The organism is Porphyromonas pasteri (genome assembly GCF_014647755.1).
GTDB classification, from domain to species: domain Bacteria; phylum Bacteroidota; class Bacteroidia; order Bacteroidales; family Porphyromonadaceae; genus Porphyromonas; species Porphyromonas pasteri.
Genome location: NZ_BMPU01000004.1, coordinates 82,577 through 95,459, shown reverse-complemented (window position 1 = coordinate 95,459; position 12,883 = coordinate 82,577). Strand labels below are relative to the sequence as shown.

Sequence of the window (12,883 nt, the reverse complement as noted above, 5' to 3'; positions counted from 1 at the left end):
ATATCCCTATTTCTTGGTAACTCTACGCCCTGCCGTGGTACGAGAATGGAGCCGCAGACCTTGGTCTACGGCTCCATATTTATATCGTGCGTCTGCAGAGGAGAGCATCGGGATCAGAAGAGGAGGGGTGTATCGCCCAGCCGGGCGCTCAGCTCTTCGGGCGAAGCTGTGCAGGGGCACTCCTTATAGGAGAGGCGGAAGGTGCAGCCCTCACGGAAGGCGGAGCAGCCGAAGGCCGCACGACCTCGCAGAAGGGTCCCCTGCTGACACTGGGGGCAGGGCACGCCCGTGTCGACGGGAAGGATGGGGGCAGCTGGCTGAGGTGCTGGTGCCGGCTGTGGGGCAAGGACAGACTGCACCAGCTGGTAGAGCATCGCCTTGAGATCGTCGATGAAGACCTGCGTCTCCAGCTCACGACGCTCGATCTGACGGAGCTTGTACTCCCATTCGCCCGTGAGTGCAGCGCTCTTCAAGAGGTCGTAGTTGATGAGCTTGATGAGCTGACGGCCCGTCTCGGTGGCGTGGATCTGGCTGCGCTTCTCCTTGACGATGTAGCCGCGCTTGAAGAGCGTCTCGATGATGTTGGCACGTGTTGAGGGGCGTCCGATACCATTCTCCTTCATTGCCTCACGGAGCTCTTCCTGCTCGACGAACTTACCTGCGGTCTCCATAGCACGCAGGAGGGTCGCTTCGGTGTAGTACTTCGGGGGCTGGGTCTGCTTCTCGCGTAGCTCGGGGATGTGCTCGCCCGTCTCGCCTTCGGTGAAGGTCGGGAGGAGTGCTTCGGATGCTTCTCCGCCCTCTTCGCCTTCCTTGGCTTCGCTCGCCTCGGTGGGTGTCTCGGTCTCGAAGACCACACGCCACCCTGGCTCGAGGATTTCCTTCCCCGAGGTCTTGAACTTCACCTTGCCTGCTGTGCCCTCGACGCTCGTCGTACTGACGAGGCAGTCGGGGTAGAAGGCCGCGATGAAGTGGCGGGCGATGAGGTCGAAGACCTTCGTCTCTGTCTCGGAGAGCCCCGAGGGCGACTGCCCTGTGGGGATGATAGCGTGGTGGTCGGTGACCTTCTTGTTGTCAAAGACCTTCTTACTCTTGCGGATGGGGGCGCCACTGAGGAGCGGGCTCACCAGATTGAGATAGGGTGGGATGACGAGGCCTCGCAGGATACCTGCGACCTTAGGATATAGGTCTTCGCTGAGGTAAGTGGTGTCGACACGAGGGTAGGTCGTCACCTTCTTCTCATAGAGCGACTGCACGGTGGTGAGCGTCTCTTCGGCGCTCATACCGAACTTACGGTTGCACGCTACCTGCAGGCTCGTCAGGTCAAAGAGCTTCGGAGCGGACTCCTTGCCGTCCTTCTTCTTGACACTGGTGATGGTGAAGGGCTCGCCCGTGATGCTTTGTAGGGCAGCATCAGCCTTTGCCTTGTCGCTGTACTTGCCCTTGTCGGCGCTGAAGATGACCTCGCGGTAGCGAGTCTTCAGCTCCCAGTAGGTCTCGCTCTTGAAGTTCTCGATAGCCTCTTGGCGCTCGACGATGAGGGCGAGGGTGGGGGTCTGTACGCGTCCGATGGAGAGGGGTTGCTTGCGGTCGCTGCCGCCATAGCGGAGGGTATAGAGTCGGGTGGCATTCATCCCGAGGAGCCAGTCGCCGATGGCGCGCGCTAAGCCCGCCTCATAGAGAGACTGGTAGTCGGAGCCGTCGCGGAGCTTATCGAAGCCCTCGCGGATCGCTTCGTCAGTCAGTGAGGAGATCCATAGACGGCGCACGGGCACCTTACAGCCCACTTTCTGGAGTACCCAGCGCTGGATGAGCTCCCCCTCTTGTCCCGCATCACCGCAGTTGATGACCATCTCGGCGCCTGCGACGAGCTCTCCGATGACGGCGAGCTGTCGCTCATAGTGCTCGATGGGGATGGCCTTGATGCCGAAGCGCTCGGGGATCATAGGTAGGGATGCCAGGCTCCACGCCTTCCACCCCGGCGTATAGTCGTGGGGCTCTTTCAGCGTGCAGAGGTGTCCGAAGGTCCAGGTCACAGCATACCCGTTGCCTTCGTAGTGGCCGATACCTTTGTCGGTCCTACGGACGGTGGCTCCGAGGATGTTCGCTATGTCACGTGCCACGCTGGGCTTCTCGGCGATGCAGACGATCAAGATAGTATGGAGTGAGGGGTGAGACGGGCTGGGGTGATAGTCGATGTGAGTAGGTGCAGCGCAGATGATGTGCCGCAGAGGAGTACCCTTTCAGTGGGCTGATCTCCGAATGCAATAGGCATAAAAGAGAGAAACATCCCAAGATCACTTAAGTGAATCTTAGAATGCCTCATCAAACAAATACACATCAAAACTATGGAAACCTATTGGAGCGGAAGACGGGACTCGAACCCGCGACCCTAACCTTGGCAAGGTTATGCTCTACCAACTGAGCTACTTCCGCATTTCAAATTTGCTCTGGGAGGTTTGCCTTTCCCTTTTGCACTGCAAAGGTACGACGAAGTTTTGAATTGACCAAATGTTCGGCGAAATTTCTTGCAATTTCTCATCTCGCCTCTCGCCCAAGGTGAGATGGTCTGCCTCTTCTCCAGATATAGGTGCTGGTTACAAGACAGAATAAAATGGCTTCATTTTGAGGGAATTGGAGTGAAGGTGTGAGGAGGGTGGTGTGAACCTATATTGGTCAGCGGGCGAACCTATATAGCTTCACGCAGCGACCTATATTGGTCCGCATCTCGACCAATATAGGTTCACCCGCTGACCAATATAGATATGCGTTTGCTCCCCTTTGATCTCTATGCGCGGAGCTGTGGGAGGGATAAAATGAACCAGTACTGGTCGCTGAGTGAACCAGTACTACTTCACGTCGTGACCAGTAGTGGTCTGAACGCCGACCAGTACTGGTTGCTTTGAGACGGAATAGAGGGATGAATTGCCTCCTCCCACGACTTAGCGGTAGGGATATAAGCGTCACGCCCCACCATCCGCTGTGGGATGGTGGGGCGTGGCGATAGTGGGTGTACCCCCGAGCAGAATCGAACTGCTATCTAAAATTTAGGAAATTCTTGTTCTATCCGTTGAACTACGAGGGCTCATCTCCTCTTGCGCAGAGCTCTTGCCGCGCTGAGATGTGGGGCAAAGATAGTCATTTTATACTTGCACCCTCGGTGAGCAGCCGCGAGGTCAGAGGCGGAAGAAGTAGTTCAGCGTAGCCCCAAAGTACATCTCCGACGATTGTACATAGGTCGAGCCACGCTTAGAGCTCCAGAGGTTGCCTAGCCCGTAGACGAAGCGCCCTTCGAGCTCGACACGCTGACGCTTGCCGATGGGGATGCTTATCCCAGGCCCGCCACCGAGCCCCCAGAAGAAGCGATCGCGCACGGCCATACCGTGGCGGGTGGAGTCCAGTGCGGACATATTCGCCTCGCCCGAGCTGGTAGCTGATTCTCCGAGCTGATAGCCGAAGAATGGCCCCGCATTGATGAAGATGCGGATATCTCCCGAGCGGAAGTAGAGGTGCGTGAGTAGGGGAAGCTCGAGATAGTCGAGCGTGCGGCTGTAGCTCGTGGCGAGGACATCATAGCGCTCCTGCCAGCCACCCCGGCGGTAGTTCAGCTCTGCCTGCAGGGATGCCCCGCGCTCGACGTCGTAGCGCACGGCGATACCCGCGATGGGCCCCGTATGTAGGCGCTGACGTACCGAGGGGACGAAGGTGAATCTACTGGCAGTCATCCCACTATGCACCCCGACGGATACCGACTGGGCGAAGGGCTCCTTCGTCGTCTGCGCACTGAGATGCACTCCTGCTACTGCGAGCAGGAGGCATATCAAGATGAGGCTGTGGCGGAGGGAACTAATGAGCTTCACGCGTGATAGCACCTGAGCTGGGGTAGTGGACGAAGAAGAAGCGGGTATTCGTGTACACGTTCGCCTCGTCGCTACGCTGGAGGTAGAAGTCGAGCTGGAGGCCGTCCGAAGGGATGGACGACATACTGTTGATGAAGTTGCGGCCGTACATCGAGTAGGCGCGGATGAAGTAGCGTGCCAGGTCATAGCCGAGGACGCTGTACTTCGGATAGGAGTTGCTGACCTTGTGGCTGAACCATCCCGTGAACTGACTTAGGAAGTCCTTTGACTCGGCAAGCGTAGGATCGAAGAAGAACGTCGAGTAGATGGTCGTGTTGTAGCGGCGCAGGCTCTGCTGGAACTGCGATCCGTAGGCCTGCCACTGTGGGTGACCGAAGAGCGTGACGCCACTCGTACGCGTGCCGATAGCCGCCATAGTTGCCATCGCGAGGTTGCGGTCGGGAGAGACGGGTACGATGACAGCGTCAGAGCTGATACCTCCGACGGCACCACTACCTACCTGTATAGAGCGGAAGGGTAGACCTGCGTGGCTGAGTGCCGAGCGGAGCTGGCTGACGAAGCCGTCTTCCGTGTCGCCAGGGCGTGAGGCGAAGATGACTTCACGGCCCTTGTACTTCTGCAGGAAGGCGGGGACGACGCGATCGATGATGGTGGAGGTGTGGGCGTTGGTCAGGATGACACGGCCTTCACCCGTCTCAAGGTGACTGGCCTTGCTGAAGGGGATGATATAGTAGTTGTATCCTGCAGCTGCGGAGATGGCACGGATCTGCCCCTCGGTGACACCACCGATGACGAGGTCCTTACCACGAAGCTTGCCAGCATCGATGTAGGCATTCAGCGCTTCATCGTCGGGCACATCCAGCGTGGTGAGCTGCATCGAGATCCCAGCTTTCTTGAGCTGATACATGCCGAGGAGGAAGCCTTCGTAGAACTCGACGAAGTGCTTGTCCTTCTTCAGCGGCAGGAGCATGAGGATGCGCGTCTGCGAAGCGGCTACCTGTGAGGGTAGGCTGCTTTCGCCTTCGTCGCTCTTAGGCGTGGTGGTCGTGGCGCTGTCACCCTTAGCACCAGGGATGACGAGCTCCATGCCGACCTTGACGGTGGAGGAGGTTACCCCAGGATTGGCGCGCAGGAGGTCCGCTAGGTCAATGCCGTAGCTACGGCTGATGCCATAGAGCGTCTCGCCTGTCTCTACGCGGTGCTTCTTCGGGCTCTGCGAAGAGGACGAAGCTGCGGAGGTGGTGGCCGGTGTAGCGGGAGTAGAAGGGATGAGGAGCTTGTCGCCGACCTTGATCTGCTGGCGGGCCCATGGGTTGAGCTCGTAGACCTTATCGATGGCGACACCGTAGCGACGTGCGATGCTATACACCGTCTCTTCGCGCTGGACCTCGTGCTCACGGATGCGTCGCCCGCCCTGGGCGCTGGCACCTATATATATAAGGAGTGCGGTCGATAGCAAGAGGAGTGCGCGGCGGCAAGTGTCGGAGAGGGTCATCTGTCTATACTTAGTCTTGTGATGAATATGGGGCAAAGGTACTTAATCGTGTGCAAATGAGCTCGGAGCTACTCGGCAGGGCTGACGTAGTCGGTGACTCCAGAGGTGGTGAAGGAGGCCATCTCACGGAGCATTCGCGCTGCCGAATCGAGGATAGGGAAGGCGCAGATAGCCCCCGTCCCTTCGCCAAGACGCATACCTAAGCGCAGGATGGGGTCGGCCCCGAGGTAGCGTAGGAGACGAGCGTGCCCCGCCTCATCCCCTGCATGTCCATAGAACGCATAATCAGTGACTGCTGGGTATAATGCCCGTGCCATAAGTAAGCAGGCCGTCATGATGAAGCCATCGACGAGGAAGGCTACGCGGCGCTCTGCTGCACGGAGCATCGCCCCGACGGTGACCACCATCTCGTAGCCACCGAAGTAGCGGAGTATAGCTTCGGCATCCACAGGACCGCGATAGTTGTCCACAGCCTGGCGAAGGATAGCGAGCTTGTGCTGTACGCCTTCGTCGTCAAGTCCGCTCCCACGACCCACACATTCTTCGAGAGGAAGGTCGGTGAGGTAGTACATCCAGAGTGCCGAGGTAGAGGTGTTGGCGATGCCCATCTCGCCGAAGGAGAGGAGCTTACACCCGCGGTCGATGGCCTCATCTACTGAGACGACGCCGATAGAGATAGCGCGGTCGACCTCCTCCTCAGTCATCGCAGACTCGTGGAGGAAGGAGCGGGTACCTCGGCGGATCTTGCGGTGGATAAGTGCTGTCCCTTCGAGGGGGAACTCGTGATCTACCCCGACGTCGACGATGTGCAGAGCGAAGTCATGCTGTCGGCAAAGGAAGCATATCCCCGCTCCACCACGTAGCATGCTGTAGACGACTTGATGGGTGACCTCGCGCGGGCTCTTGCTCACGCCCTCGGTCTCGATGCCGTGGTCGGCGGCGAAGACGAAGTGCTCACGTGGCGAAAGGCTGGGCTGTAGGGTGTCTTGGAGTGCGGCGAGGCGTGCGGCGAGTGTCTCGAGCTTGCCCATGGCTCCCAGAGGCTTAGCGATCTGGTCGATGTAGCATTGGGCACGGTAGATCTCTTCCTCGGGGATGGGGCGGATATCGAAGTCTTGCATTGTGATAGGGAGTAATTCGGGTGAGGTCAGCCCTTGACGGTGAGGGGAAGGCCGCTGACCATCAGGGTGACGCGGTCTGCGCGGGCGGCTACATACTGGTTCATCCAGCCCTGTAGCTGGGTGAAGAGGCGCTGTGTGCGGGACTCGGACATACCGCCCATACCCAGCTCATTGGTGACGAAGATGAAGGTGGCATCCTGCTGGACGAGCGTGTCGAACTCCTTCTTGAGGGCTTCGAGCGCTTGATCGACATCCTGCTGCATATCGAAGAAGTAGTTCGTCGCCCAGAGCGTGATGCAGTCGATGAGGACGACGCGCCCCGTGAAGTCGTGCTTGGAGGGACGGATGTCCTCCTCGATGTTCGTCCACTCGGGCCCGCGACGCTCCTGGTGACGCAGGATGCGCTGGCGGAATTCTTCGTCCCAGACGCGGGCCGTGGCCAGATAGACGGGGCTCTCGCTGAGGCGCAGAGCTTCGCTCTCGGCATAGGTGCTCTTGCCAGAGCGCTCGCCGCCGGTGATGAGATGAATGTAGCTCATAGATAGTCAGGTGATGGTAGTGGGGTGTGGTTAGGCTCGTGTTCCCTCGATGCGACGCTGGAGGATGTGCTGCATCACGGTGATAGCAGCGGCGACGGAGGGGATATGATGCACGCGGATGATGTGGCGACCCGATCGCTGGACGAACTCGCACTGACGGCTGTTGCGTGCCACGTACTCGAGGAGTCGGCCGAAGGTCTCCGAGGCGTAGTACGGGCTGGAGGTATCGGCGATGAGGTGGAGGCTCATAGAGCCACCCTTGAGTACGACCTTCTCGATGCCGAGGTGATGGCCGAGACGGCGCAGGCGAGGGATGAGGATAAGCTCCTCGGTCTCTGGGGGAAGAGCACCGAAGCGGTCGCGCAGTCGGGAGGCAAAGTCCTCGAGCTCCTTGTCTTCGCTGAGGCTGTCCAGCTCACGGTAGAGGAGGATACGCTCGCTGTCCGAGGGTACGTACTCGTCGGGAAGGGCAAGCTCGAGGTCACTCTCTACCTGCGTCTCGACGACGAAGCGGTCGGCGAGCTCGCTACCGTCACTCTGCTTATCGTCGTCGGCATAGACGTGTGCGAACTCATCGGCCTTGAGCTCTCGGATAGCTTCGGAGAAGACCTTCTGATAGGTCTCGTAGCCCATGTCGGTGATGAAGCCACTCTGCTCGGCACCGAGGACGTTGCCCGCACCCCGCTGGTCGAGGTCCTGCAGGGCAATGCGTATGCCACTGCCCAGATCGCTGAAGCTCTCAATAGCACGTAGACGGCGCTTGGAGTCTTCGCTGAGGCCCTCGAGCGGAGGAGTGAGGAGGTAGCAGAAGGCCTTGCGGTCGCTACGTCCTACACGGCCACGGAGCTGATGCAGTTCGCTCAGGCCGTAGTGGTGTGCGTCGTGGATCATGATGGTATTGGCGTTCGGCACGTCGATACCATTCTCGATGATCTTCGTCGCCACGAGGACGTCGTACTCGTGGTTGCCGAAGTCGATGAGGATCTGCTCCATCTCCTTCGGTGCCAGCTGCCCATGGGCGACGGCGATGCGTGCGTCGGGGACCTCGCGCTGGATGAGGGCGGCGAGGTTCTCAATGTTGCTGATGCGGCTATTGACGAAGTACACCTGTCCGTTGCGACTCATCTCGAAGCCCACGGCCTCGCGGATGATCTGCGGGGTGGTCTGCGTGAGGAGGGTCTCTACGGGACGGCGGTTGGCAGGCGGGGTGTTGAGGTTCGAGAGGTCACGCGCACCCATCAGAGAGAACTGTAGGGTACGGGGAATAGGCGTGGCACTCATCGTGAGCGTGTCGACATTGACCTGTAGCTGACGGAGCTTCTCCTTCGTGGCGACGCCGAACTTCTGCTCTTCGTCGATGATCAGGAGACCAAGGTCGTGGAACACTACGTCCTTGCTCGTCAGGCGGTGCGTGCCGATGATGATGTCAATCTTCCCCTCACGGAGGTCTGCGAGGATGGCGCGAAGCTCCTTCGGCGTGCGGGCACGGGAGATGTAGTCGACACGGACGGGGAAGTCCTTCAGTCGCTTAGAGAAGGTGCGGTAGTGCTGGTATGCCAAGACCGTCGTGGGGACGAGGACGGCGACCTGCTTGCCGTCGGTGGCAGCCTTGAAGGCGGCTCGCACGGCTACCTCCGTCTTCCCAAATCCGACATCCCCGCAGAGGAGGCGGTCCATCGGATAGGGTCGCTCCATATCGGCCTTCACAGCGGTGACGGCAGCGGCTTGGTCGGGGGTGTCCTCGAAGGCGAACGATGCCTCCAGCTCGTGCTGGAGGTAGGTGTCGGGGCTGAAGGCAAAGCCCTCCGTCTCGCGGCGCTTGGCGTAGAGACGTATCAGATCACGGGCGATGTCCTTGATGCGCTTCTTCGTGCGCTCCTTGATACGCTGCCATGCCCCCGATCCGACTGCACTGAGCGTGACTTCTTTCCCCCCTTCGCCCGAGCGGTAGTGGGAGAGCTTGTGCAGGCTATGCAGGTTGACATAGATGGTGTCATTGTTGCGGTAGACGAGCTTGACGAACTCCTGCATGTGGTCACCCTGAGGCATACTCACCAGGCCGTCAAAGCGCCCAATGCCGTGGTCGGCGTGGACGATGAGGTCGCCACGGCTGAAGCTCTGGATCTCCTTCAGCGAGAGTGTGACCTTCCCCGAGCTGGCCTTGTCGCTACGCAGGGTGTACTTGTGGTAGCGGTCGAAGAGTTCGTGCTCGGTGAGAAGTACCCAGCGGTGGTCTTCGTCGACGAAGCCCTCGTGTAGGCCGAGGGTCACCTCTGTGGGTAGCTCGGCTTCGCTGAGGCGTGGGGTGAGGATGTCGCGGGCGCGCTCGTGACCCTCACGGCTCGCAGCACATATATATATGGTATAGCCGTCGGTGCGCCAAGAGCGGATCTGGGCGGCCAGACCATCATAATCCTTGTGGAAGAGAGGCTGGCGTGTGGTGTGGAAGTGCAGGCCATTCGGTGTAGCCTCGTCCGTCAGCTCGTAGCCCGAGAGAGCCTGGATCTCGGAGAAGAGCTGGCTGGGCTCGATGAGCATACGTCGCAGTGCCTCAAGGTCTTCGAAGCCCTCGCCGTCTTGCAGCAGTGGGGCTTCGCTCCAAGTCATCTCAAGTCGGGTACTCAGCGATCCGCCACCCGAGAGGAGGAGCTGGGTGCCTGCAGGGAGCAGGCTGATGAGCGAGGTGAGGTCGCCCGAGCCCTGAGAGAGGTCGGGACTCAGCGTGATCTCTGTGAGCTGACGTACGGAGAGCTGTCTATCGACCTCGAAGCAGCGTACGCTCTCCACTTCGTCATCGAAGAAGTCCAGTCGGTAGGGGAGCTCGGAGGCAAAGGAATAGATATCGACGATGCTCCCACGCAGGGCGAACTGCCCCGGCTCATAGACGTAGTCCACGCGCTCGAAGCCCCAGGCGAGGAGCTGGTCACGCAGGTGGTCACGCTCGATGATGTCCCCCCGATGGATGATGAGAGGCTCTTCCTTCGTGCTACTCTCCTGGGGGATACCCTCCATGAGGGCCTCGGGATAGGAGACGAGGATGGGTAGGGGAGTGCCGCCTGGTGCCGCTGCACTTATCAGGGCGCTGAGCACCATGGAGCGCAGGAGGGCACTCGACTCATCGCGGTGCCCATAGCGGATAGCACGGCGATAGGCTGAGGGGAAGAAGAGTACGCCATCCTCGCCCAAGAGCTGGGCTAAGTCCGAATAGAAGTAGCCGGCTTCCTCTTCGTCACGTAGGAGTGCCACGAGCGGTGCCGCCTGGCGGATGCGCGGAGCGACGAAGGCACGGGCAGAACCCATGAGCCCCGAGAGGGAGCGACGGGTGTGAGGCGGAAGGGGCTGGGAGAGGGAGACTCCTTGCTCAGAAAGCCCCGTCATGAGGGGCGGCTGGAAGGTAGGGCGGGATGGATTTGTATCGACCTGTTTCACACTGCGAAGATACGGCTTCTCCCCCACGTATGGAGCCTGCCGTGCTATTCCTTTTCGTGGGGCAGAAGTTACCTCTAGGAACGGCCTTTCTACGCCGGGCTTTTCTGCGCCTTCGTAGTAAGGGTGGTGCGAACCTATATAGGTCGGCGGGCCGACCTATATAGATCGCTGCGATGACCTATATAGGTACGTGGGTAGAGCTATATAGGATGGCGAAGAAAGCTATATAGCTTTGTGAAGTGACCTATATTAGGTCGTTGCTCTGCGTAGGGATAAAAGTTTTGGACGAGTGGCAGAAAAGTTTAGGCTACGTACGTGGCTCTAATATCTACGTACGTGGATATTTGGATTTACGTGCCTGGTCTTTAAGACTACGTACATAGACAGAGGAAAACCACTACGTGAAAGCGCTTTTTTATTCGCGAGAAGGACACTTTTTTCTGTGCTGGATAAGAAGAAAAGAGAGGGGAAGAGAGCCGTCATAGGTGGGAGATCCCATGACGGAAACCCTGCTGAATTCACGCGCTTTTGCTGATAAATCAAGGATACTTTCTAAATTTGGGGTTATGATCAAGCGGAATTCTCTAAAGTGGATGGCCGTTATCGCTGTCTTCCTCTCCTTCTTCCCTTCGCTGTGGGCAGGCTCTTCGGATAGCCTCTTGGTGAAGCTCAATCAGACGATCGAGCAGCGCCCATCCTATATGCAGCGCAAGGAGGAGGCCTTAGAGACCCTGCGACAGAGCTTGAGTAAGCTGAGTGCTGGGAACGTGGAGGGGCGCATGAACCTCTACGAGGCGCTGTGGCAGGAGAATCGCTCATACAATACCGACTCCTCACTCTTCTATGCTACGGCACTCTCCCAGCTGGCACAGCAGGCGGGCAATGAGGAGCAGAAGCAGAACGCCCTACTCCATCGGGCTACGGCATTGATGACGATCGGGATGTTCAAGGAAGCCGATGAGATCATCAAGCCTCTGCGTGAGGGGGGCCTCCTCCCAGGGCAGCGTAGCCAGTTCTTCCACCTCGGTCGAAGCCTCTTCGGCCTCATGGCGGACTATGCCGTGACGGCACAAGAGAAAGCGGCCTATGCCAGCCTCACCGATGACTTCCGCGACTCGCTGCTGACGATCTATGAGGCGGGGTCGAATATGTATCGGATGATCTATGCCGATAAGCTGACTGCCCACGGCAAGTATGCCGAGGCTCTACGTGAGCTCCTGCCCTTCACGCCGACGGGCGATGGGCGCTTCGACGCGGGCTACCACTACACCATCGCCGAGGCCTACTACCACATGGGGCGTATCGAGGAGGCCCGACACTACTACACGCTGGCTGCTATCAGCGACATGCAGAGCGACACACGTGAGTACATCGCCCTGCGCAAGCTCGCTGTGATCCTCTTCCAGTCGGGCGACATCGACCGAGCCTACCACTACCTCACGCTGTGTATGGCCGATGCGAAGGCGTGTAATGCCCGCCTCCGTATCCTCGAGATCCTCGATACCTTCCCCGTCGTCAATGAGGCTTATCTGGAGAAGAAGCAGCAGCAACAGCGTGTCATCACAGGGGTCCTTATTGCCATTAGCCTCCTTGTCGTGAGCCTCATCTTCGCCATCTTCAGCGTCCTGAAGCAGAAGAAAGCCCTGCAGCAGGCGCAGATGGATCTGGCGTATGCCAATAGTCAGCTCAATGAGGTCAACCGCACGCTCGTGGAGTACAACGAGGAGATGAAGCGGCAGAATCAGCTCATCACCGAGACCTCGTACCTCAAGGAGGCCTACATCACTCAGTACATGGATCAGTGCTCGAGCTATCTGGAGAAGATGGAGAGCTTCCGTAAGCGCCTGCGTCAGCTCCTCAGCGCTGGCAAGACGAAGGAGATCCAGCAGGCCCTCACCTCATACAATCAGGAGGTCGAGACGGAGCTGGCAGAGTTCTACGACAGCTTCGACACGACCTTCATCAACCTCTTCCCGACCTTCGTCGAGGACTTCAATGCGCTCCTTCGTGAGGACGAGCAGGTACAGCTCAAGCCAGGGCAGAAGCTCAATACCGAGCTGCGTGTCTTCGCACTCATCCGCCTCGGCATCACCGACAGCACCAAGATCGCACACTTCCTGCGCTACTCGGTGACGACGATTTACAACTACCGTACCCGCATGCGCAATCGTGCTCGAGGCGATCGTGACGAGCTCGAGAAGCAGGTCATGGAGATCGGGAAAAAGGCTCTGAAAGGCGCCAATCCGCCCCAATAATCACTACTTTTTTTGTCTGTAAAAAGAGGGTAAGTCGCTAAGTATCAGAGTGGACGTTTCTACACCAACTATATACTTAGTACCTCACCCTCTTCGCGTATGCATTTCGTCTATCTTCGTTGGTAGCGATCCGGGTGAGCTACGGCTCAGCCACTCATCCGAGTCGCCAGATACCTACCTGTTG

At 58.8% G+C, this 12,883-nt stretch carries 7 protein-coding genes and 2 tRNA genes; 1 reads left to right on the top strand and 8 read right to left on the bottom strand.

Annotated features, from left to right (window positions below):
• Positions 1-113 precede the first annotated feature (113 nt).
• From IEX77_RS06660 to mfd, 8 genes are all read right to left on the bottom strand, one after another.
• Entirely contained in the window at positions 114-2,153 is a 2,040-nt protein-coding gene (locus tag IEX77_RS06660; protein ID WP_188808245.1) for a DNA topoisomerase 3, read from the bottom strand.
• A gap of 207 nt (positions 2,154-2,360) precedes the next feature.
• A tRNA-Gly gene (locus tag IEX77_RS06655) sits at positions 2,361-2,436 on the bottom strand.
• 577 nt (positions 2,437-3,013) lie between these two features.
• Positions 3,014-3,085, bottom strand: a tRNA-Arg gene (locus IEX77_RS06650).
• 91 nt (positions 3,086-3,176) lie between these two features.
• On the bottom strand, positions 3,177-3,860 hold the full coding sequence (locus IEX77_RS06645) for a porin family protein (RefSeq protein ID WP_229770826.1): 684 nt from the start codon (positions 3,858-3,860) through the stop codon (positions 3,177-3,179).
• A complete protein-coding gene (locus IEX77_RS06640; RefSeq protein ID WP_188808244.1) occupies positions 3,847-5,355 on the bottom strand; it encodes a LysM peptidoglycan-binding domain-containing protein in 1,509 nt (502 codons plus the stop codon). The genes IEX77_RS06645 and IEX77_RS06640 overlap by 14 nt, the downstream gene beginning before the upstream one ends.
• A gap of 68 nt (positions 5,356-5,423) precedes the next feature.
• Positions 5,424-6,476 carry a nicotinate-nucleotide--dimethylbenzimidazole phosphoribosyltransferase gene (gene cobT / locus IEX77_RS06635; protein WP_188808243.1) on the bottom strand — a complete coding sequence of 351 codons (1,053 nt, stop codon included), beginning with the start codon at positions 6,474-6,476 and terminating at the stop codon, positions 5,424-5,426.
• 26 nt (positions 6,477-6,502) lie between these two features.
• Positions 6,503-7,015 (bottom strand): bifunctional adenosylcobinamide kinase/adenosylcobinamide-phosphate guanylyltransferase, encoded by a 513-nt coding sequence (locus tag IEX77_RS06630; protein ID WP_188808242.1) that lies wholly within the window; start codon positions 7,013-7,015, stop codon positions 6,503-6,505.
• A gap of 30 nt (positions 7,016-7,045) precedes the next feature.
• Positions 7,046-10,393, bottom strand: coding sequence for a transcription-repair coupling factor (gene mfd, locus IEX77_RS06625; RefSeq protein WP_188808241.1), 3,348 nt, complete (start codon positions 10,391-10,393; stop codon positions 7,046-7,048).
• A 617-nt stretch (positions 10,394-11,010) separates the two neighbouring features.
• Here mfd and susR point away from each other — a divergent pair.
• A complete protein-coding gene (susR, locus tag IEX77_RS06620; RefSeq protein WP_188808240.1) occupies positions 11,011-12,699 on the top strand; it encodes a SusR family glycan utilization regulator in 1,689 nt (562 codons plus the stop codon).
• Positions 12,700-12,883 lie beyond the last annotated feature (184 nt).